The sequence below is a fragment of the Streptomyces sp. DG2A-72 genome, assembly GCF_030499575.1.
Lineage (GTDB): Bacteria > Actinomycetota > Actinomycetes > Streptomycetales > Streptomycetaceae > Streptomyces.
This window is the reverse complement of sequence record NZ_JASTLC010000001.1, coordinates 1899664-1920405: the sequence shown is the minus strand read 5'-3', so window position 1 is coordinate 1920405 and position 20742 is coordinate 1899664. Positions and strand designations below refer to the sequence as shown.

At 70.8% G+C, this 20742-nt stretch carries 20 protein-coding genes; 8 read left to right on the top strand and 12 right to left on the bottom strand.

What is annotated here, in order from left to right; all coding sequences use genetic code 11:
- Positions 1-144: 144 nt before the first annotated feature.
- Positions 145-2940 carry a penicillin acylase family protein gene (locus QQY66_RS09205; protein ID WP_301978629.1) on the top strand — a complete coding sequence of 932 codons (2796 nt, stop codon included), beginning with the start codon at positions 145-147 and terminating at the stop codon, positions 2938-2940.
- Positions 2941-2956: 16 nt separating this feature from the next.
- Here the strand turns inward: QQY66_RS09205 and QQY66_RS09200 are convergent, their stop codons facing one another.
- Positions 2957-4276, bottom strand: coding sequence for a serine-threonine protein kinase (locus QQY66_RS09200; RefSeq protein WP_301978628.1), 1320 nt, complete (start codon positions 4274-4276; stop codon positions 2957-2959).
- 80 nt (positions 4277-4356) lie between these two features.
- A complete protein-coding gene (locus QQY66_RS09195; protein WP_301978627.1) occupies positions 4357-5589 on the bottom strand; it encodes a DUF1343 domain-containing protein in 1233 nt (410 codons plus the stop codon).
- A gap of 161 nt (positions 5590-5750) precedes the next feature.
- Here QQY66_RS09195 and QQY66_RS09190 point away from each other — a divergent pair, with 161 nt between their 5' ends.
- Genes QQY66_RS09190 through QQY66_RS09180 form a run of 3 tightly spaced genes read left to right on the top strand, consistent with a single transcriptional unit; the run spans position 5751 to position 8817 of the window.
- A complete protein-coding gene (locus QQY66_RS09190; RefSeq protein ID WP_301978626.1) occupies positions 5751-6512 on the top strand; it encodes an SDR family oxidoreductase in 762 nt (253 codons plus the stop codon).
- Positions 6512-8179, top strand: a complete 1668-nt coding sequence (locus QQY66_RS09185; RefSeq protein WP_301978625.1) for a class I adenylate-forming enzyme family protein — start codon at positions 6512-6514, stop codon at positions 8177-8179. The genes QQY66_RS09190 and QQY66_RS09185 overlap by 1 nt, the downstream gene beginning before the upstream one ends.
- Positions 8180-8223: 44 nt before the next feature.
- Positions 8224-8817 (top strand): TetR/AcrR family transcriptional regulator, encoded by a 594-nt coding sequence (locus tag QQY66_RS09180; RefSeq protein ID WP_301978624.1) that lies wholly within the window; start codon positions 8224-8226, stop codon positions 8815-8817.
- Position 8818: 1 nt separating this feature from the next.
- On the opposite strand, the gene QQY66_RS09175 is transcribed toward QQY66_RS09180, so the two are convergent.
- The 7 genes from QQY66_RS09175 to QQY66_RS09145 all read right to left on the bottom strand — a co-directional run bounded on the left by QQY66_RS09175 (position 8819) and on the right by QQY66_RS09145 (position 14025).
- The gene (locus tag QQY66_RS09175; RefSeq protein ID WP_301978622.1) at positions 8819-10042 is read right to left on the bottom strand and encodes an acyl-CoA dehydrogenase family protein; all 1224 of its coding nucleotides are present in this window, start codon (positions 10040-10042) and stop codon (positions 8819-8821) included.
- Between the two features lie 6 nt (positions 10043-10048).
- Positions 10049-11128 (bottom strand): phosphotransferase family protein, encoded by a 1080-nt coding sequence (locus QQY66_RS09170; RefSeq protein ID WP_301978621.1) that lies wholly within the window; start codon positions 11126-11128, stop codon positions 10049-10051.
- Between the two features lie 170 nt (positions 11129-11298).
- Positions 11299-11595 carry a hypothetical protein gene (locus QQY66_RS09165; protein WP_301978619.1) on the bottom strand — a complete coding sequence of 99 codons (297 nt, stop codon included), beginning with the start codon at positions 11593-11595 and terminating at the stop codon, positions 11299-11301.
- A 123-nt stretch (positions 11596-11718) separates the two neighbouring features.
- A complete protein-coding gene (locus QQY66_RS09160) occupies positions 11719-12048 on the bottom strand; it encodes a DUF202 domain-containing protein (RefSeq protein WP_301978618.1) in 330 nt (109 codons plus the stop codon).
- Positions 12045-12437, bottom strand: coding sequence for a YidH family protein (locus QQY66_RS09155; RefSeq protein ID WP_301978617.1), 393 nt, complete (start codon positions 12435-12437; stop codon positions 12045-12047). Before QQY66_RS09155 ends, QQY66_RS09160 begins: the two co-directional genes overlap by 4 nt.
- Before the next feature lie 163 nt (positions 12438-12600).
- Entirely contained in the window at positions 12601-13110 is a 510-nt protein-coding gene (locus tag QQY66_RS09150) for an NUDIX hydrolase (protein ID WP_301978616.1), read from the bottom strand.
- Positions 13111-13122: 12 nt separating this feature from the next.
- Entirely contained in the window at positions 13123-14025 is a 903-nt protein-coding gene (locus QQY66_RS09145) for a DMT family transporter (protein ID WP_301978615.1), read from the bottom strand.
- A 397-nt stretch (positions 14026-14422) separates the two neighbouring features.
- Here QQY66_RS09145 and QQY66_RS09140 point away from each other — a divergent pair, with 397 nt between their 5' ends.
- From QQY66_RS09140 to QQY66_RS09125, 4 genes are all read left to right on the top strand, one after another.
- Entirely contained in the window at positions 14423-15373 is a 951-nt protein-coding gene (locus QQY66_RS09140; protein WP_301978614.1) for a hypothetical protein, read from the top strand.
- A 56-nt stretch (positions 15374-15429) separates the two neighbouring features.
- Positions 15430-16977, top strand: coding sequence for an APC family permease (locus QQY66_RS09135; protein ID WP_301978613.1), 1548 nt, complete (start codon positions 15430-15432; stop codon positions 16975-16977).
- A 67-nt stretch (positions 16978-17044) separates the two neighbouring features.
- Positions 17045-17797 carry a molybdopterin-dependent oxidoreductase gene (locus tag QQY66_RS09130; protein ID WP_301978612.1) on the top strand — a complete coding sequence of 251 codons (753 nt, stop codon included), beginning with the start codon at positions 17045-17047 and terminating at the stop codon, positions 17795-17797.
- A complete protein-coding gene (locus QQY66_RS09125) occupies positions 17781-18401 on the top strand; it encodes a cytochrome b/b6 domain-containing protein (protein ID WP_301978611.1) in 621 nt (206 codons plus the stop codon). Before QQY66_RS09130 ends, QQY66_RS09125 begins: the two co-directional genes overlap by 17 nt.
- Before the next feature lie 10 nt (positions 18402-18411).
- On the opposite strand, the gene QQY66_RS09120 is transcribed toward QQY66_RS09125, so the two are convergent.
- The 3 genes from QQY66_RS09120 to QQY66_RS09110 all read right to left on the bottom strand — a co-directional run bounded on the left by QQY66_RS09120 (position 18412) and on the right by QQY66_RS09110 (position 20736).
- Positions 18412-18543 (bottom strand): hypothetical protein, encoded by a 132-nt coding sequence (locus QQY66_RS09120; RefSeq protein ID WP_301978610.1) that lies wholly within the window; start codon positions 18541-18543, stop codon positions 18412-18414.
- 389 nt (positions 18544-18932) lie between these two features.
- Positions 18933-19958 carry an L-idonate 5-dehydrogenase gene (locus tag QQY66_RS09115; protein WP_301978609.1) on the bottom strand — a complete coding sequence of 342 codons (1026 nt, stop codon included), beginning with the start codon at positions 19956-19958 and terminating at the stop codon, positions 18933-18935.
- A gap of 16 nt (positions 19959-19974) precedes the next feature.
- Entirely contained in the window at positions 19975-20736 is a 762-nt protein-coding gene (locus QQY66_RS09110; RefSeq protein WP_301978608.1) for an SDR family oxidoreductase, read from the bottom strand.
- Positions 20737-20742: the final 6 nt, after the last annotated feature.

The window sequence follows — 20742 nt, the reverse complement described above, 5'->3', positions numbered from 1 at the left end:
TTCGGACGTTGCCGAATAGACGTATCGACACGCGATTCGGCTCCATCCTTTTTCCATGACCTCCAGAAGTTGACGCATGTTCACCTTCCATCTCGGGGATACCGGCGGTAACGTCCGGGCCCACCCCCGTCCGTAGGAGCTGCCATGCCACGGCGCACCCCACGCACCGCACTCGACAGACTGAGAACTCCCCGTAGATTCCCCGGGTTCCTGAAGTCGGCTTCCGTATGCGTCCTGATTGCCGGTCTTTTGTCCCCGCTTTCCCAAGCGGCGGCGGCCGAGACCGCGGAGGTCGACGCGGCGGCGGTCACCGACCACTGCGGCAGCCAGTGCTCCGACATCCTCCCGGCCGGCCAGAACGGCAACGCCACCCTCGCCCAGATCATCCTGAACCAGGCCTTCGGCACCCAGCCCGCACACGCCGAGGACCAGCTCGGCCCCTACGCCAACCTGGCCACCGGCTACTCCGGCCTCACCAACTCCACGATCAACTCGTTCTTCAACGACGCGTCCTTCGGGGTCCCCGCCGATCAAGTCGCCTCCACCGTCAAGCCCGCCGGCCGCAGCGACGTGACGATCGTCCGCGACAAGAAGACGGGTGTGCCGCACATCACCGGTACCACTCGGTACGGCACGGAGTTCGGCGCCGGCTACGCGGCAGCTGAGGACCGGCTGTGGCTGATGGACGTCTTCCGCCATGTCGGACGCGGCCAGCTGACCCCCTTCGCGGGCGGTGCTCCCTCCAACCAGGGCCTGGAGCAGCAGTTCTGGCGCGCCGCGCCCTACACCGAGGCCGACCTCCAGGCGCAGATCGACAACGCCGTCGCCAGCAACGGCGAGCGCGGCCGGCAGGCTCTCGCCGACGTCAACGCCTACATCGCCGGCATCAACGCCTACATCGACGCCTCCGACAAAGGCCGCTATTTCCCCGGCGAGTACGTCCTGACCGGCCACAAGGACTCCATCACCAACGCCGGCACGATCCAGCACTTCAAGCCCACCGACCTGGTCGCGCTGGCCTCCGTCATCGGCGCCCTGTTCGGCTCCGGAGGCGGCGGCGAGGTCAACAACGCGCTCTCCCTGCTCGCCGCGCAGGAGAAGTACGGCGTCGCCGAGGGCACCAAGGTCTGGGAGTCCTTCCGCGAGCGCAACGACCCCGAGGCCGTCCTCACCCTCCATGACGGCAGCTTCCCGTACGCCTCGAAGCCCGACGACCCGCAGGGCACCGCGATGCCCGACGCCGGTTCGGTGGACGAGGAACAGCTGGTGTACGACCGTACGGGCAGTGCCTCGACGTCGAGCGCCGCCAGCACGTCGAGCACCGCGACCGCCACCGCGCTCTCCTCCGCCAAACGCGGTATGTCCAACGCCCTGGTGGTCGGCGGCGAGCACACCGCCAGCGGCCACCCGGTCGCCGTCTTCGGGCCCCAGACCGGCTACTTCGCGCCCCAGCTGCTGATGCTCCAGGAGATCCAGGGCCCCGGTCTCAGCGCCCGCGGCGCCTCCTTCGCGGGGCTGAGCATGTACGTCGAACTCGGCCGCGGCCAGGACTACTCGTGGAGCGCCACGACCTCCGGCCAGGACATCATCGACAGCTACGCGGTCGAACTGTGCCAGGACGACTACCACTACCTGTACCGCGGCACCTGTACGGCGATGGAGAAGGTCGAGCAGAAGAACGCCTGGAAGCCGACCACCGCCGACGGCACGGCGGCGGGCTCGTACACCATGCGGGTCTGGCGCACCAAGTACGGCCCCGTCCAATACCGCGCCACCGTCGACGGCAAGAAGGTCGCCTACACCACCCTGCGCTCGTCCTTCCTGCACGAGGCCGACTCGATCATCGGTTTCCAGATGCTCAACGACCCGGGCTACGTCAACAGCCCGCAGACCTTCCAGCGCGCGGTGCAGCACATCAACTACACGTTCAACTGGTTCTACGTCGACTCCGAGCACACCGCGTACTACAACAGCGGCGACAACCCGGTACGGGCCACCGGCGTCGACGCCGAGTTCCCGGTGTGGGCGCGGCCGGCGTACGAGTGGAAGAACTGGAACCCGGCGACGAACACCGCCGACTACACGCCTGCGTCCGCGCACCCGAACTCCATCGACCAGGACTACTACATCTCCTGGAACAACAAGCAGGCCAAGGACTACACGGCCGCGCCCTGGGGCGTCGGGTCCGTGCACCGCGGCGATCTGCTGGAGGACCGGGTGAAGAAGCTGGTCGCCGCCGGTGGAGTCACTCGGGCCTCGCTGACCAAGGCGATGGCCGACGCCGGGCTCGCCGACCTGCGGGCTCAGGACGTGCTGCCGGATCTGCTCAAGGTCGTCAACAGCTCGACGGTGACCGACGCCACGGCCAAGGCGGCGGTCGACAAGCTGTCCGCGTGGCTGACGGCGGGCGGCAAACGCACGGAGACGAAGGCCGGTTCGAAGACGTACGCCCATGCCGACGCGATCCGCATCCTGGACGCGTGGTGGCCACTGCTGGTGAAGGCCGAGTTCGAACCCGGCCTCGGCAGCGAGCTGTACGGCGCGTTCACCGCCAACCTGCCGATCGACGAGACCCCGTCGGCCGCCCACGGCCCGACCGGAGCCCATGCCGGAAGCGCCTTCCAGTACGGCTGGTGGAGCTATGTCGACAAGGACATCCGGGCGGTGCTCGGTGAGAAGGTGGAGGGTCCGCTCGCGCGGAAGTACTGCGGCGGCGGCAGCCTCAGCGCCTGCCGGGACACGCTGATCAGCACGCTGAAGGAGGCGGCCGGCAAGACCGCGGCCCAGGTCTACCCCGGCGACGACCTGTGCGCGGCCGGCAACCAGTGGTGCGCCGACTCGATCAACCAGCGCACGCTGGGCGGCATCAAGCACCCCAACATCAGCTGGCAGAACCGGCCGACGTACCAGCAGGTGGTCGAGTTCACGTCACATCGGTGAGTTCATGGGCGGCGGGTCAGGCGATACGGCCCGCCGCCAGCACCACCTGCGCCAGCTCCCGGTGCGCGATGTCGCTGTGCGCGCCGGCCGGTGGGCCGCCGCGTCTGACCACGGCGGCCGCGTCGACGTTCACACACCCCGACGCGGGCAGCTTGCCCTTCTTCAGCGCATCGGCGAGCTGCAACGCGCGCGTGCCCGGCACCGCCCGCATCCCCTTGTGCCCCATCGCCCCCCACTTGTCGCCGAGCATCCGCCCGACGTCGAGGCCGAGGACCGTCCGATCGTCGTCCGCCATACGCGAGGCCAGCGGATACATCGTGCCGAGGGCCGAGTCGTGGTGGGAGTGGCAGCACACCAGGGGGCCGTCGATGCGGTTCTGCCGACCCTGGAGCACCCCTCCCGCGCGCGGGTCGTGCGGTAGCCGGGCGGCGAACGCGTAGTGCGAGAAGGCCCCTTGGAGCAGCGTCACCGACTTCACCGTGCGCACCCCCTCGGGCAGCCCGCGCAGCGCGAACGACACCAGCCGCCCGCCGAAGCTGTGCCCGACGAGATGCACGCGCGCGTGCGGCACGGCCGTGGCCAGCTGCCCGACGACCCGGCCGAGCCCGCGCTCCCCGACGGTTCCCGCGCGCCGCTTCATCGCGTAGTACGTCGCCTGCCGCAGCAGTTCCTGGGCACCCTTCCAGGGGTTGGGCAGGGAAAAGGAGGCCGTGCCGCCCGGAGACCCGAGACCGGTCAGCGCCTGCGCGAACTCCTCGCAGACCGTCGCCGCGGACCCGGAGAACATCCGCGGCTCGCTCTGCGGCACCCCCTCCGCCAGCGTGTCGGCCGCGAACAGCGCCTGCGGCCCCGGCGGTACGACCTCCACCAGCAGCCGCACCAGTCGGCCGAACTCCTCCAACTCGGCCTCCTCACGCGGCTGTTGGTCCAGCATGCGCGCGATCTGGTCGATCACGGTCGCCCGGCCGGGAAAGGTCTCCAGCAGCGAGTGCCGGGTGTCCTTGTCCAGCGCGGGCTGCTGGGACGTCTCGGCAGCCAGCGACCGTGGGAAGTCGGGGATCGGCTCGTCGGAGAACCGCATCGACGGCCACAGCACACCCACGTACCCGAGCCTGGCCTTGGGCGCGAGCTGGGGGAACGGTGCGAAGAAGCGGCTGTAGAGCCGGGTCGCGATCGAGCGGTCGTTGTTCCAGCCGTGCGCGAAGACGATCAGGTCGCGGACCTTCCGGTCCGCGACACCGGCGAGCAGCCGGTCCCGCTGCTTGCCGTTCACGTCGCCGTCCGCGTCGAACGTCAGCTCCCAGTAGGGAGTCACACTCATCTCCGGATCCGCCATGCCGGGCCCCCTTGTCCCCCGATGTCGCGTGATGCGTGACATCGTCCTGCGGCTGGGCGGGGTTGGCCAGACGGCCGGAGTCATCTGTAGAGGAGATACTCCCTGCGCACCTTCCGGAACGCCGCCAGCTCCTTCTGCCAGCCCGCCACCACCTCGTCCGTACCGGCTCCCGCGTCGATCGCCGTGCGCACCCGCGTGGATCCGGTGAGCTTGTCGATCCAGTTGTCCGACCGCCAGGCGAAGCCGCTCCACACCTTCTTGGCGGTCACCAGCAGCGCGATGCCCGTGCGTACGGGGTCGTACGCGGCCCGGTCGTGCACATGGATCTGTACGCCGCCGATGGTCTTCCCCTGGAACTTGGAGAAGACGGGAGCGAAGTACGCCTCCCTGAAGTGGACGCCGGGCAGGCGGAGTTGATTCATCTCGGCCGCCCAGCGCCCGTCGATGCCCTCTGCACCGAGCAGTTCGAAGGGGCGGGTGGTGCCGCGTCCCTCGGAGAGGTTGGTGCCCTCGAACAGACACGTCCCCGGGTACACGAGAGCGGTGTCGGGGGTGGGCATGTTCGGGCTCGGAGGTACCCACGGCAGCCCGGACGCGTCGTAGAACTCCGACCGCTTCCAACCCGTCATCCGTACGGTGTCCAGCTCGACCGGGGTCTTCAGGAACTCCCCGTTGAACAGGTGCGCCAGCTCGGCGACCGTCATGCCGTGCGCCTGCGAGATCGGTTGCCGGCCGACGAAGGTCGCGAACTCCTTGTGCAGGACCGGGCCTTGGGCCTCGCGGCCGGTCACCGGGTTCGGGCGGTCGAGCACGACGAAGCGTTTGCCGGCGAGTTGGGCCGCCTCCATGCAGTCGTACAGCGTCCAGATGTACGTGTAGAAGCGGGCGCCGACGTCCTGGATGTCGAAGACGATCGTGTCGACGCCGGATGCGGTGAAGATGTCGGCGAGGGGGCGGCCGCTCTTGAGGTACGTGTCGTAGACGGGGAGGCCGGTTGCCGGGTCGTCGTAGCGGCCTTCGGAGCCGCCTGCCTGGGCGGTGCCGCGGAAGCCGTGTTCGGGGCCGAAGACGGCCCCTAGATTCACTCGGTTGTCCTTGTGCATGACGTCGACGATGTGGCGGACGTCGCTGGTTACGCCGGTGGGGTTGGTGACGATTCCGACCCGATCGCCGTTGAGTGCCGTGTAGCCGTCTGCGGCCAGCCGCTCGAAGCCGGTTTGCCTGCGGCGCTGGGCGGCGGAGGCGGGAGGTGCGCTGGTGAGTGCTGTTGCTGCCGTTGTCGCTGCGAGTAGGGCTCGTCTGGATAGGCGCATGGGGTGCACGGTATTGCTCCCGCGGGTTGTGTGGAAGCCGTCCGTGGTTCGTGGCTTGTCGCGCAGTTCCCCGCGCCCCTGAGCGGCGATGCCCGTGCCCTTCCTCTGGTACATACCGACCGGTTAGTCTGGCCCGCAGGAGTCGCAGTCGAAGGAGACCGATGGTGGAAGCCGTTCAGGGTGCCGGAGTCGTCGTCACGGGGGCTGGAGGGGGGATCGGGGCCGCCCTGGCCCGGCGGTTTGCTGCCGCGGGGGCCCGGGTCGTCGTCAATGATCTGGACGCCGGCAAGGCCAAAGCCGTTGCTGAGGAGGTCGGAGGGATTGCCGTGCCCGGTGATGCCTCCGCCATTGTCGGTGAGGCTCGCGACGCTCTCGGTGGCACCGTCGATGTCTACTGCGCCAATGCCGGGCTTCCCTCGGGTGGGTCCGAGGCAGCTGAGGAGCAGGTCTGGGCGTTGGCCTGGGATGTGAACGTGATGGCGCATGTGCGGGCTGCTCAGGAGCTGATTCCGGGGTGGCTGGAGCGTGGGCGGGGGCGGTTCGTGTCCACCGTGTCCGCCGCGGGGCTGCTCACCATGATCGGGGCCGCGCCGTACAGCGTGACCAAGCACGGTGCGTACGCCTTCGCCGAGTGGCTGTCGTTGACGTATCGCCATCGGGGGATCAAAGTGCATGCGATCTGTCCGCAGGGTGTGCGGACGGACATGCTGGCCGGTACCGGCAGCGCGGGCGATCTGGTGCTGAAGCCGACCGCGATCGAGCCGGAGGATGTCGCGGACGCGCTGTTCAAGGGGATCGAGGAGGACCGGTTCCTGATCCTGCCGCATCCCGAGGTCGCCGGGTACTACCAGGCTCGGGCCACCGACCCCGACCGCTGGCTGACGAACATGAACCACATCCAGCAGAAGTGGGAGGAGGCCTGATGAGCGACTCCCGCTATGCCGAGCGGCCCTGGCTGGGGCTGCTGAGCGACGCCCAGCGTGCTCCCGTCGAACCCCTCGACTCTCTCGTGCACGCACTGCGCCGAGCCGTCGCCGAGACGCCGGACCGTACCTTCCTCGCCTACTTCGACGCCGGGCTGAGCTTTCGCGAGGTCGACGAGCTGAGCGACTCCGTCGCCGGGCATCTTGCCGCGCGGGGCCTGGAGCGTGGCGACCGGGTCGCCGTGCTGCTGCAGAACTCGCCGCACTTCGTGCTGGCGCTGCTCGGCGCCTGGAAGGCGGGCGCGGTCGTCGTGCCGGTCAACCCCATGTACAAGGCGGGGGAGGTCGGCCATGTGCTGCGGGACGGTGACGTGGCCGCGCTGATCTGCGCCGACCGGGCCTGGGAGTCGTATCTGCGCGAGACGGCACAGGGCTCGCCGGTGCGGATCGTGCTCACCGCCAGTGAGTTGGACTTCCAAACTCGTGGCGACGCGCGCGTGCTGTCCTTCGAGCGGCTGCCGCAGGCCGTCGATGCCGATGATCTGACGGTCGTCGCCCGGCAGGGGAACAAGGCACCGGAGGGGCGTGAGCCGGGTTCCTCCGACATCGCGCTGATCAGCTACACCTCGGGCACCAGCGGCACCCCCAAGGGCGCCACCAACACACACGGCAACATCATGTACAACGCCGAGCGGCAGCGGACCGGGCTCGGGCTGCCCGAGGCGCCCGTCTACTTCGCGCTGGCGCCGCTGTTCCACATCACCGGAATGGTCTGCCAGCTCGGCGCGTGTCTGAACAGCGCGGGCACGCTGGTGCTGGTGTACCGCTTCGAGGCGGGGGTCGTGCTGGACGCGTTCGCCGAGCACCGGCCGCACTACACCGTCGGCCCGTCGACCGCCTTCATGGCGCTGGCCGCCCATCCGGACGTCACCCCGGACCACTTCTCCTCGTTCCGGATCATCTCCTCCGGCGGTGCTCCGCTGCCGCCCGCGCTGGTGGAGAAGTTCCGGGCGGGCTTCGGGCCGTACATCCGCAACGGATACGGCCTCACGGAGTGCACCGCACCCTGTGCGTCCGTGCCGCCGGGGCGGGAGGCGCCCGTCGACCCGGTGTCCGGGACGCTGGCCGTCGGGGTGCCGGGGCCCGACACGGACGTACGGATCGTCGACGACCGGGGTGCTCAGGTGCCGTTCGGCGAGCAGGGCGAGATCGTCGTACGGGGACCGCAGGTCGTCCCCGGTTACTGGCGTCGCCCCGACGCGACCGCCGAGACCTTCCCGGGCGGCGAGCTGCGTACCGGCGACATCGGGTTCATGGACGCCGAGGGGTGGCTGTACGTCGTCGACCGGAAGAAGGACATGATCAACGCGTCCGGCTTCAAGGTGTGGCCGCGTGAGGTCGAGGACGTGCTGTACACGCATCCGGCGGTGCGCGAGGCGGCTGTCGTCGGGGTGCCGGACGGGTACCGCGGAGAGACCGTCAAGGCGTACATCAGCCTGCGTCCGGGCGCCGACATCGACCCCGGTGCGCTGGCCGCGTACTGCAAGGAGAGACTGGCCGCCTACAAGTATCCGCGGCAGGTGGAGATCCTGCCCGAGTTGCCCAAGACGGCGAGTGGGAAGATCCTCCGTCGGGAGCTTCGTTCCCGGCCGCAAGACGGTCAGTGAAGAACAAGAGAACAGCAGACAGCTCGGAAAGGCAGGTGGCGGCAGTGCCCAGGACGACGGACGGAGACGGTACGCCCGTCCCGCAGCGGCTGCTGGCCGCCGCCACCCGGCTCTTCGCGGAGCAGGGCTACGACCGCACCTCCGTGCAGGAGATCGTCGAGTCGGCCGGCGTCACGAAGGGGGCGCTCTACCACTACTTCGGCTCCAAGGACGACCTCCTGCACGAGGTGTACGCGCGCGTGCTGCGCGTCCAGCAGGAGCGGCTCGACGCGTTCGCGGGCGCCGACGAGCCGATCGAGAAGCGGGTGCGGGACGCGGCGGCAGATGTCGTGGTGACGACGATCGAGAACCTCGACGACGCGATGATCTTCTTCCGCTCGATGCACCATCTGAGCCCCGAGAAGAACAAGCGGGTACGCGCCGAGCGGCGCCTCTACCACGAACGTTTCCGCGCACTCATCGAGGAAGGGCAGGAGGCGGGAGTCTTCTCGAAGGCGACCCCGGCCGATCTGGTGGTGGACTACCACTTCGGGTCCGTCCACCACCTGTCGACCTGGTACCGCCCCGACGGCCCGATGAGCCCTCAGGAGGTCGCCGACCACCTGGCCGACCTGCTCCTGCGGGCTCTCAGGCCCTGAGTCACAGGTACTGCTTGAGCTCCCGTCGCGCCAGCGACCGCTGATGCACCTCGTCCGGGCCGTCGGCGATCATCAACGTCCGTGCGCCCGCGTACAGTTCGGCGAGCGGGAAGTCCTGGCTGACACCGCCCGCGCCGTGCAGCTGGATGGCGCGGTCGATGATGTCGACGACCGCGCGGGGCGTGGCGATCTTGATGGACTGGATCTCGGTGTGGGCGCCCCGGTTGCCGACCGTGTCCATCAGCCAGGCCGTCTTCAGGACCAGCAGGCGCAGCTGCTCGACCGTCACGCGCGCGTCGGCGATCCAGTTGTGCACCACACCCTGCTGGGCCAGCGCCTTGCCGAAGGCGTTGCGCGAGACGGCCCGGCGGCACATCAGCTCGATCGCCCGCTCGGCCATGCCGATCAGCCGCATGCAGTGGTGGATGCGGCCGGGGCCGAGGCGGGCCTGCGCGATGGCGAAGCCGCCGCCCTCCTCGCCGATCAGGTTCGACACCGGCACGCGCGCGTGGTCGAAGATCACCTCGGCGTGGCCGCCGTGGTAGTGGTCCTCGTAGCCGAAGACCCGCATGGCGCGCTTGACGGTGACACCCGGGGTGTCGCGGGGGACCAGGACCATGGACTGCTGGCGGCGGATGTCGGCGCCGTCCGGGTCCGTCTTGCCCATCACGATGAAGATCTTGCAGTCCGGGTTCATCGCCCCGGAGATGTACCACTTGCGGCCCGTGATGACGTACTCGTCTGTGCCGTCGGAGGCTCGCTCGATCAGCGTCGTGATGTTCGTGGCGTCCGAGGAGGCCACCTCCGGCTCGGTCATCGCGAACGCCGAGCGGATCTCACCGGCCAGCAGCGGCTCCAGCCACTGCTTCTTCTGCTGCTCGTCGGCGAACTGGGCGAGCACCTCCATGTTGCCGGTGTCCGGCGCGGCGCAGTTCAGCGCGGTGGGGGCCAACTGCGGGGAGCGGCCGGTGATTTCGGCGAGGGGGGCGTACTGGAGGTTGGTCAGTCCGGCGCCGTACCCGGAGTCGGGGAGGAAGAGGTTCCACAGGCCCTGCCGGCGAGCCTCGGCCTTCAGCTCCTCGACCACGGCCGGGGTGTCCCACGGGGAGGCCAGCTGTGCGCGCTGCTCCTCCGCGACGGACTCGGCCGGATAGACGTACTCGTCCATGAAGGCGAGCAGCTTGGCGCGCAGTTCCTCGGTGCGCGCGTCGAACGCGAAGTCCATGTCGGGTCAGCCTTCCTGAAGGGTGGTGAGGCCGTGCTCGATGAAGACGGGGACCAGGTCGCCGATGCGGTCGAAGCCGGGGCCGACGGTCTGGCCCAGGGTGTAGCGGTAGTGGATGCCCTCGAGGATCACGGCGAGCTTGAACCAGGCGAACGCCGTGTACCAGGAGACCGCGGATACGTCGCGCCCCGACAGTTCGGCGTACCGCTCGATCAGTTCGGCCGGATCCGGGTGCCCCGCGGCCTCCGCGGTCGTGGAGACCGGGGAGCCGGACGTGCCGAGCGGCGTGCTGTACATCACCAGCAGGCCCAGGTCGGTCAGCGGATCACCCAGGGTCGACATCTCCCAGTCCAGGATCGCCTTGATCCGGTCGACACCCGTTCGTGGCTCGTTCGCCTCCGGGGCGCTCTCTGCCGGTGTCGCGGGGCCGATCAGGACGTTGTCGAGCCGGTAGTCGCCGTGTACGACGGTCGGCGCGGGGGAGTGGGGCAGGTTCCGGCCGAGAGCGGCGTGCAACTCGTCGATTCCCGCCAGCTCACGGTTGCGGGAGGCGTCCAACTGCTTGCCCCAGCGGCGCAGTTGCCGGTCCAGGAAGCCCTCGGGGCGGCCGAAGTCCGCCAGGCCCACCGACGCCGGGTCCACCGCGTGCAGCTCGACGAGCGTGTCCACCAGGGACAGCACCGCGTCGCGCGTGCGCTCCGGGCCGAGCGGGGCGAGCTGGTCGGCCGTGCGGTACGGGGTGCCCTCGACGAACTCCATGACGTAGAACGGCGCCCCGGGCACCGCCCCGTTCTCGGGGTTCTCGCACATCAGCACCGGCCGCGGCACCGGTACGTTCGTCGGGTGCAGCGCGCTGATCACCCGGTGCTCGCGCTTCATGTCGTGCGCGGTGGCCAGGACATGGCCCAGCGGAGGGCGCCGTACGACCCAGCGGGAGGTGCCGTCGGAGACCGCGTAGGTGAGGTTCGACCGTCCGCCCTCGATCAGCCGGCCGGTCAGAGGGCCGTGGACCAGACCGGGCCGCTCGCTGTCGAGCAGCCCGCGCAGCCGGTCGAGATCGAGACCTGGCGGGTGGTCGGCGCTCATCGTTGCTCCTTTGCCGGCGCGAGAACGGGTCCCGACCATGATGCCGACCGGTCGGTATGCCGTCCAGTGCAGGGAGCCAACGTGATCGGGGCCACCTTAGGCCGACAGCTCCCCGGGCGGTGCCGCGGGGAGCTGTCGGGTGGTGCTTCTCGGTCAGGCCGATGGTCGTCTCAGTGGTCGTCCCAGTGGCCGTTGTGCGCGGCGTGCCGGTGGCCGTCGTGCAGATAGTCGATGTGGTCGCCGTGCTGCACACGCAGGTGTCCGCAGTCCTCGCCGTGCTGGTGGTCGTGGCCCTCGTGGGCGGTGTGCCCGGCGGGCTCGCACTCGTCCCAGTGGCCGCTGTGCGCGCGGTGCAGATGCCCGTCGTGCGCGTAGTCGATGTGGTCCCCGTGCGGCACTTCGGTGTGCCCGCAGTCCGGTCCGTGGGCGTGCGGGTGAGTGGAGTGTTCCTGGTGCAGGACGGTCATGCTGATTCACCTTCGGATGCTCGGCCGGCCCCTGAAGGGCATCGGCTACACACGCTACGGCGGGCCCGCGGTGCTCGCATTCGGGGATGCATCGTGAACAGGGCGTGCCAAAAGAGGAAGGCCCTAGAAGAGCAGGGCCGCCGCGCACACCGCGAGCGCGACCGTGCACAGGACCGCCGCCGCGGCCTGCCGGGGAGAGAGGGCCGCGGGGGCGTGGGCCGCCGCGAGGGTGCGGATGCGGCGGTGGGCGACCAGCAGGAAGCCCAGCCAGAGCGCCACGCACAGGGCGCAGACGAGGACACCGGTCACCGTCGCGCCGCCGTGCAGCGCCGTCTTCACGGCGAGCACGGCGGCGACGGTGCCCGAGAGTGTCGTACGCCGCCAGGCGAGCCGGGTGCGCTCGGGCTGCAGACCGGGGTCCCTGGTCCGGCCTCCGGCCGGTTCGGCGGTCACCCTTCCCAGCCGACGAGTACGACGACGACCATCGCGAGGGCCACGATCGCGACGGCGAGGCTCAGCACCGCCGGGAACCGTGACACCGGCAGATCCTCGCCCTTGCGCATGGCCCGCTCGCAGCGGATCCAGTGGTTGACCGCGCGCAGCGAGCACAGCACGCCCGCGGCGAGCAGCGCCAGCGCGAGGCCGACGCGCCAGCCCCACCGCAGGTCCGGCAGGAACTGGTCCACCGCGAAGCCGCCGCCGATCAGCGCGAGGGCGGTCCGCAGCCAGGCCAGAAAGGTGCGCTCGTTCGCCAGCGAGAAGCGGTAGTCGGGGGTGGTGCCCTCGTCGCGGATCTCCTGTGGGGCGAACCACAGACGGACGTTCCGAGCGAAATCGATCACGCTCAGGACGATACCGGGGCGCTGCGCTGGGCCTGGGCCGGGTCGTGCGGGTGGGACGGGCTCCCGTCCCTGGGGGCTGCCGCCCCCAGACCCTCGCTTCGGCCTGAACGGCCTCGTCCTCAATCGCCGGACTGGCTGGATGATGCCGGCCAGCGTGATCAGCTCACGACCTGAAGGCCCTCAGCCGTTCATACGCCGCCAGCCCGTCCGGCACCCACTCCCACTCCGCCAGGCGTCGCTCCACCTCGGCCTCCGGCAGGAAGTCGTGCCAGGCCACCTCCTCGGCCTGCGGTTGTACGGGCAGGTCGCAGCGGACCTCGTACACCGCCGACCACCAGCTCTGGCCGGCGCCGTTGTCGTAGAGGAACTTGAACAGGAACTCGGGCTGCGGGAGACCCGCGACGCCGAGTTCCTCCGCGGCCTCGCGGAGGGCGGCGGTGTCATAGGACTCGCCCGCGCCGACGACTCCGCCGACGAACATGTCGTAGAGGGAGGGGAAGACCAGCTTGGTCGGGGTGCGGCGGTGGACGAAGAGACGGCCGGTGGCGTCGCGGGCCTGGATGAAGACGCAGCGGTGGCGCAGCCCGCGGGCGTAGGCCTCGCCGCGCGGGGACCGGCCGATGACCTGGTCGTTCTCGTCGACGATGTCGAGGATTTCGTCAGCAGCGCTCATGCCGCCAATAAATCAGCTGAGTCGGCTCGGCTGCAGATCCCGCGCCCGTTCCCGCACCGGCGCCCCGCACGGCATCGCCGGGTGCAGGCCCAGCAGGATGATCCCGACGACGATGGCCGCGAGGCCCGCCGACTCCCAGGCCAGCGCGCCCGGGTCGGTACGCAGCCGGTCGCCGAGGAAGCCCACCCCGCAGGCGATCCCGGCCAGCGGCTGGGCGGCGGTCAGGGCGGGCAGGGACATGCGCAGGGACGCCGTCTCGAACGCGCTCTGCACCAGGACGAGGCCGGTGACGCCGAGCACCAGCACGGCGTACGGCTGCCAGCCCGTCATCAGCTCGACGAAGCCGCCCTCGGAGAAGCGCTGGCCGCTCACCCGGGTCAGGGCGTCCTGCACGCCGTACAGCAGACCGGCGGCCACGGCGAGGAGCGCCGGGCCCGAGCTGAGCCTGGAGCGCTTCGCATACGCCGTGAGCAGCAGCGCGGCTCCGACCATCACGCCGATGATCAGCCAGTGGCGCATCGGGTCGGTGATCGCGGTGCCGCCGGTCGGCTGTCCCGCCATGATGAACGCGGTCACGCCGCCCGCGAGCAGGGCGAGCCCCGCCCAGCCCTGGCGGCCCAGCGGCTGCTTGGTCTGGTGGCGGGACAGGGCCATCGCGAACAGCAGGTTCGTCGCGAGCAGCGGCTCCACCAGGGATATCTCGCCCTGGCCCAGCGCGACCGCGCCGAGCGCCATACCGACCACCATGAGTCCGAGGCCGCCCAGCCAGCGCGGCACCTTCATCAGGTCCAGGAGCAGGCGGGGGGAGAGGAAGTCGTTCAGGGGTGCCCGCTGGGCCGCGTTCTGCTGGAGGACGAAGCCGAAGCCCAGGCAGCATGCGGCGCTCACGGCGAGAATCAGAACCTGAAGCGACACGCTGCGTACCTCGATCGTTCGGCCGGGCCGGGGGCTGCGTCCGGCCGACTGTAGTGCCCCAGGGCCCGGTGTGCCCCTGGGAGTGCCCGGACCGGGCAGTGGACTCGGTCACGGCACCCCGTCGGTCAAGGGCGGTCGCACGACCGTCACGCCATGCTCCGATGTCCGGGCGAGTGGCGCCATGGCGTGCGCCACAGTCAAGAGGCGTGGTGTGGTGATCATGTAGTGGTCTCGTTGGGCCGATGAACCGCAAGTGTCTCTCATGTAACAGGAGTTGACGCGTGTAACGACTTCGTGGGCCTTGACGCGATGTGTTGGCTGGGGGTTTGCTGTGCGTGATCACTTGATGGCAAACCGAGACCGACGACTGCGCGCGTCGCGTGAGGAAGTTCCCGCGGTGCCCCCACCTCCGCCACCCCTGGGCCGTGCCCGAAGACGCGCGGCCCAGGCCTTCGACCCGGCCCTCGACGACGCCGAACTCGCCGCCGCCCGCACCGCGTTGGCCCAGGGGCGCTGGCAGGCGGTCCGCTCGCTGCTCGCGCACACCGGCGACGACTTCGACCGCCGCGGCCACCGCGTCACCGTTCTCGCGGAGGAGCCCTACAGCACGGCCTGGGCCCGGGACTGGCTGCTCGCCGAACCCGACTCCGCCGACGCGTGCGTCCTGCTGGCCCTCTCTCTGGTCCGGCGCGCGCTGCGGGGCAAGGAGAAGCCGGTCCGGGCCCGTGAGGCCTGCCATGCCGCCGCCGCGCTCGCGCCCGCCGACCCCACGCCGTGGCTCGGGCTGCTGATGCTGGAGCGCCGCTTCGGCGCCGAGGAGGAGGCGGTCCGGCTGTTCGGCGAGATCCGCGGCCGGTACGCCGACCACCATCACGCGCACCATCTGATGGTCGCCCGGCTCGCCGAGCGCCGCGCCGGGACGGGCCCGGACCCGCTGCACGAGGTCTACGAGTTCGCGGCCCACTGTGCCGAGCAGGCGCCCGCGGACTCGCCGCTCGCGATCCTCCCGGTCGTCGCGCACGCCGAGCGCTACCGCGCGCTGGCCGCCGCCGGTCAGGTGCCCGCCGACCCGGCCGGCTCGGGCCACTGGTCCGGGCGCCGGGCCCGGCAGGTGATGAAGGCCGCCTTCGACTGGTGGCTGGAGTGGGAGCAGGAGGGCCATCCGCGCCGCCTGGTCGACCTGAACTTCCTCGCCCACGCCAAGGTCTGCGAAGGCCGCGGCGCCGAGGCCGCCGCCCTGTTCCACCGTATCGGTGAGCACGCCACCCCCGACCCGTGGTCGTACCCGGACCACGACCCGCACACCGCGTTCCGCGCCGCACGCGCCACCGCACTCGGCACGGCATGACCCCCGTATCGCCCCATCCCTCGCCACATATGTCCCCACCAGGAAGGACGGCCCCGATGACGACGGGCAGTTCGCACACGAGCACCGCCCCCGACTCAGGCATCAGTACCTTCAAGGGACAGGAACGCGCCCTGCGCGCCGACCGCCTCGGCACCGGCGGCCTTCTGCTCTCCGTCCTCGCCGCGACCGCCCCTCTCATGGTGGTCGCGGGTGTCATGCCCACCACATTCGCGGTGATGGGCATCGTCGGACAGCCGCTGCTCTTCGTCGTGCTCGGCGTGGTCCTCGTCCTCTTCGGCATCGGATACGCCGAGATGAGCCGCCACGTCCACAACGCGGGCGCCTTCTACGCCTATATCTCCCGCGGCCTCGGCGGCACCGCCGGAGCGGCCGCCGCCCTGGTCGCCCTGGTCGCCTACAACGCCCTCCAGGTCGGCATCTACGGCATCTTCGGCTTCGAGGTCTCCGGCCTGTTCGCCACCTACACCGAGGTCGAGGTCGCCTGGTGGATACCGGCGCTGGCGGCCGTCGCCGTCGTCGGCGCGCTGGGCTGGCTGAAGATCGACGTCAACGCGCGCGTGCTGGGCGTGCTGCTGATCGTCGAGGTGGCCCTGGTCGTCGTCTTCGACATCGCGGCCGTGGCCGACCCGGCGGGGGAGGGGCTGTCCCTGCACGCCTTCAACCCGGACACGCTCAGCGGCGCCGGAGTCGGCACCGCCCTGTGCTTCTGCGTCGCCGCCTTCCTCGGCTTCGAGCAGGCGCCGGTGTACGCCGAGGAGACCAGCCGCCCGCATGTCCTCGTCCCGCGCGTGATGTTCCTCGCCGTCGGGGGCGTCGCCGTCTTCTTCGCGCTCAGCAGCTGGGCCCTGACCGTCGCCGCCGGACCGTCCGCGATCGTCGGCGTGGCCCGCGAGCAGAGCGCCGGGCTGCTGTTCTTCCTGACCGAGGAACGGCTGGGCGGCACCTTCACCGACGTGCTGCACGTCCTGTTCGTGACCGGCATGTTCGCGGCGATGCTCAGCTTCCACAACGTCGTCGCCCGGTACGCCTTCGCCATGGGCCGCGAGGGACTGCTGCCCGCCGCCTTCGGCCGCACCTCCGGCACCAGCGGCGCTCCCGGCACCGGATCACTGCTCCAGACCGCCGTGGCCGCCGTGGTCGTCATCGTCTTCGCGATCGCCGACGACAAGCCGACCGGCGACCCGACCGCGCCCGTCCTGCACCTGTTCACCTGGTTCGGCAACGTCGGCGCCCTCGGCGTCATCGTGCTGATGGCGCTGGCCTCCCTCTCGGTGGTCGTCTTCTTCGCCCGCCGCGGCGCCGCCGGCACCCAGGCCTGGCGGCTGGTCACCTCCATGCTGGCCGGGATCGCCCTGCTCGTGATCGCCGGCTACACGGTCAAGGACTTCGACGTCCTGGTCGGCACCGGCCCCGACTCGGCCCTCAGCTGGGCCTTGCCCGGCATCATCGGCGCCGCCCTCGTCATCGGCCTCGTCCAGGGCCTGCTCCTGCGCTCCCGCGCCCCCGAGACCCACGCCCGCATCGGCCTCGGCAACCAGGCCTTCCAGCTGGACAAGGCGGCGGAGGCGGACGCCGGGAACTGATTACGGAAACCTGACGAGCACCCGCGACCCCTGGTCCCGCAGGGCCCGCGGGTGCTCGAATGAACGGGTGAACCCCGAACAGCCCAAGCGGCCGGAGCAGTCCGCACCACCCGAGGAACGCGGCAAGCCGATCGGCCGCCGGGTCCTCCTCGGTACCCTCGGCCTGGGCGCCCTCGGCGTGGTCGCCGCGCCCACCCTCCAACGTGGCCTGGAGTCCTTCCTCGGCAACGCGGCCGACAAGGACCCCACGGGACTGACCGGCCTGCTCCCCAACGGCGGCGGCTTCCGCTACTACTCGGTCGCGTCCTCCGTCCCCCACAAGAACGCCGGGAACTACCGGCTCACCGTCGACGGGCTGGTCGACCGCCCGAAGACCTACACCCTGGCCGACCTGCGGGCCCTGCCGCAGACCCGGATGGTCAAGGACGTCCAGTGCGTCACCGGCTGGCGCGTCCCGGACACGCCCTTCGAGGGGGTACGCCTGTCCCGGTTGCTGGACGCCGCGGGAGTGCGCCCCACGGCCGGGGCGGTGCGTTTCACCTGCTTCGACGGCACCTACACGGAGAGCCTCACCCTCGACCAGGCCCGCCGCGCGGACGTCCTGGTCGCCCTGCGCATGCAGGACAAGGACCTCGGCCACTCCCACGGCGGCCCGGTCCGCCTGTACGTCGCCCCCATGTACTTCTACAAGTCGGCCAAGTGGCTCTCCGGCATCACCCTCACCGACGAGGTGGAGCCCGGCTACTGGGAGGAACGCGGCTACGACATCGACGCCTGGGTCGGCCGCTCGAACGGACGCGACGATGAGCCTACGAGCTGAGGCGCCCCCGGCCGCGCAGGTCCGCCGGTTCGGCCGGGCCGAACGGTGGGTGCACCGGCTGACCGCCGCGCTGATGGGCGTCTGCGTGGTCACGGCGGCCGTTCTCTACCTGCCCGAACTCGCCGAACTCGTCGGCCGCCGCGAGCTGGTGGTCCGTATCCACGAATGGGCCGGACTCGCCCTGCCCGTCCCGGTGCTGGCCGGTCTCGTCTCCCGGGCCTTCCGTTCCGACCTGCGCTTCCTGAACCGCTTCGGCCCGCACGACCGGCTCTGGCTGCGCGCGGCCCTGCGCCGCGACAAGCGGGCGTCGGCCCGTCCGGCCGGCAAGTTCAACGCCGGGCAGAAGATCTACGCCGCCTGGATCGCCGGCGCCACGCTGGTGATGCTGGGCACGGGCCTGATCATGTGGTTCACCCACCTCACCCCCCTGATGTGGCGCACCAGCGCGACCTTCGTCCACGACTGGCTCGCCCTCACCATCGGCATCGTCCTCGCCGGCCACATCGGCATGGCACTGGCGGATCCGGAGGCCCGCCGCGGTCTGCGCACGGGGTCCGTGTCGCGGGAGTGGGCGGACCGGGAGCATCCGCTGTGGCGGCCGTGAACGCGGCCGCTCACCGGGGCGGGCCGGTCGACGGGGTGCCGGACGACTCGACCGGCGAGGGGCTCGCGGAGCCCGTGGTGCCGGGGGCGACGAAGGTGAAGGCGTCGTCCAGCGTCGCCGTCCCGCCGTAGGCGATGCTCACGTCGGCGCTGAGCGGATAGGTGCCGGACAGGGGGAACCGGGACGACGACCTCGAATCCGGGAAGCGGCTTCACTCAGGCAGCGAAAGATGGAGCAAACCGGTACTCAAGAGGCGAAGTCGAACAGCACCTTGCACGACCGGCTCCGGTCCGCCGCGAGAGCGAATGCCGATTCGGCCTCTCGCACCGGCACTAAGCGCTCCGCGGGAAGTGCCGCGACGGGCCATCTATCGTCCGCGGCACCGTTGTGGCTGGTCGCGCCCACGCGGCGGAGCCGCATATCGATACAGCCCCGCGCCCCTTCGGGGCGCTGCCGAACCGCAGCCGGCTCACCGGAGCCGCTTCGTGCACTCACCGGCCCGTCGAATGATGGCTGCCAGGCGGGTGTGACTCAGTTGCCGAAGTCGAGCAGCACCTTGCACGACCGGCTCCGGTCCGCCGCCAGGGCGAACGCCGACTCCGCCTCCCGTACCGGCACCACCGCACTCACCAGCCCGTCGAACGACGGCTCGGCCGCGAGCAGCGTCAGCGCCTCGTCGAACTCCGTGTCGAAGCGGAACGCCCCGCGCAGTTCGATCTCCCGGCTCACCACCAGGTTGCCCGCGAAGGGACTCTGGCCCGGCGGCAGCATCCCGAGCTGCACGACCGTCCCGCCGCGCCGCACCAGCCGCAGACACGCGTCCAGGCCCGCGGCCACCCCGGACGCCTCGATCGCGGTGTCCACCTCGGACGGCCACCCGGCATCGGACGGATCATCGGCCCGTACGACGGTGTCCGCGCCGGCGACCCGCGCGTACCGCAGCGCCTCAGGCAGCAGGTCCGTCACCGTGACGCGCCCGGCCCCCGCCGCCTTCGCCGCCGCGACCACCAGGCAGCCGATGGGCCCGGCACCGGTGACCAGGACGTGCCTCCCGGCAACCGCTCCGGCCTGGCGCACGGCGTGCAGGGCCACGGACAACGGCTCGGCGAGCGCCGCCCGGCGCGGTCCCAGGCCGGCGGGGAGGGGCCGCAACTGCTCCGCGGGCGCCGTGAAACGGCCCGCGAATCCGCCCTGGACGTGCGGGAATCGGGCTGCGCTGCCGAGGTATCGCGTGTCCCGGCAGACGTTCCGCCGCCCGTCCGCGCACTCCGGGCAGACCCCGCAGGGCGTGGCCGGGTGCACCGCGACGGCCGTACCGGGCAAGGGACCCGAGGCGCCGGCGCCGTACGAGACGACCGTCCCGACCACCTCGTGCCCGAGCACCATCGGCTCCTTGAGGCGGAAGTCGCCGACCCCGCCGTGCCGCCAGTAGTGCAGGTCGGAGCCGCAGACTCCGCCGTAGCGGACGGCGACGAGCGCTTCGCCGGGGCCGGGGGAGGGGGCCTCCAGCTCGTCGACGCGCAGATCGCCCTGACCGTGGATCACACAACCCAGCATCAATGCCTCCCGGAAGTCACAGCACGCTGGTCATGCCGCCGTCGACGTACAGCACTTGTCCGCTGATGAAGTCCGCGGCGGGCGAGGCGAGGAACAGCACTCCGCCCACCAGGTCCTCCGTACGGCCCCAGCGGCCGGCCGGGGTGCGCCGCCGGACCCAGGCGCTGAACTCCTCGTCCGCGACGAGGGGCTCGGTCAGCTCGGTCTCGATGTAGCCGGGGCCGAGGCCGTTGACCTGCACGCCGGAAGGGCCCCAGTCGGCGCACATGCCCTTGGTGAGCATCTTCAGGGCGCCCTTGGTGGCGGCGTAGGGCGCGATGCCGGGGCGGACCACCTCGCTCTGCAGCGAGCAGATGTTGATGATCTTGCCGTGGCCGCGTTCCGTCATCCGGCGTGCCGCCTCGCGGCCGACCAGGAACGCGCTGGTCAGGTTGGTGTTCAGGATTCGGTGCCAGTCCGCGTCGGTGAACTCCAGGAGCGGGGCCCGCAGTTGCATCCCCGCGTTGTTGACCAGGATGTCGAGCGGGCCCACCCGCTCTTCGACATCCGCTGTGCCGGCGGCCACCGAGGGGCCGTCGGTGACGTCGAACACCGCGGTGTGGACGTCGCCGGGCAGTTCGGACGCGGCCTTGGCGAGGCGTTGTTCGTCCCGTCCGTTGAGGACGACCGTGCAGCCCGCCTCCAGCAGTCCGCGGGCGAGCGCGAGGCCGATGCCGCGGCTGGAGCCGGTGACCAGGGCCGTGCGGCCGGTGATGTCGAAGAGGGGGTGAGCCGTCATCGTCGT

Coding starts and splice junctions, on each gene's coding strand:
- QQY66_RS09110 (WP_301978608.1), bottom strand. CDS start 20,736: ATGACGGCTCACCCCCTCTTCGACATCACCGGCCGCACGGCCCTGGTC.
- QQY66_RS09195 (WP_301978627.1), bottom strand. CDS start 5,589: ATGCGCCTATCCAGACGAGCCCTACTCGCAGCGACAACGGCAGCAACA.
- QQY66_RS09175 (WP_301978622.1), bottom strand. CDS start 10,042: ATGGACTTCGCGTTCGACGCGCGCACCGAGGAACTGCGCGCCAAGCTG.
- QQY66_RS09170 (WP_301978621.1), bottom strand. CDS start 11,128: ATGAGCGCCGACCACCCGCCAGGTCTCGATCTCGACCGGCTGCGCGGG.
- QQY66_RS09190 (WP_301978626.1), top strand. CDS start 5,751: ATGGTGGAAGCCGTTCAGGGTGCCGGAGTCGTCGTCACGGGGGCTGGA.
- QQY66_RS09165 (WP_301978619.1), bottom strand. CDS start 11,595: ATGACCGTCCTGCACCAGGAACACTCCACTCACCCGCACGCCCACGGA.
- QQY66_RS09135 (WP_301978613.1), top strand. CDS start 15,430: ATGACGACGGGCAGTTCGCACACGAGCACCGCCCCCGACTCAGGCATC.
- QQY66_RS09200 (WP_301978628.1), bottom strand. CDS start 4,276: ATGGCGGATCCGGAGATGAGTGTGACTCCCTACTGGGAGCTGACGTTC.
- QQY66_RS09205 (WP_301978629.1), top strand. CDS start 145: ATGCCACGGCGCACCCCACGCACCGCACTCGACAGACTGAGAACTCCC.
- QQY66_RS09185 (WP_301978625.1), top strand. CDS start 6,512: ATGAGCGACTCCCGCTATGCCGAGCGGCCCTGGCTGGGGCTGCTGAGC.
- QQY66_RS09125 (WP_301978611.1), top strand. CDS start 17,781: ATGAGCCTACGAGCTGAGGCGCCCCCGGCCGCGCAGGTCCGCCGGTTC.
- QQY66_RS09150 (WP_301978616.1), bottom strand. CDS start 13,110: ATGAGCGCTGCTGACGAAATCCTCGACATCGTCGACGAGAACGACCAG.
- QQY66_RS09115 (WP_301978609.1), bottom strand. CDS start 19,958: ATGCTGGGTTGTGTGATCCACGGTCAGGGCGATCTGCGCGTCGACGAG.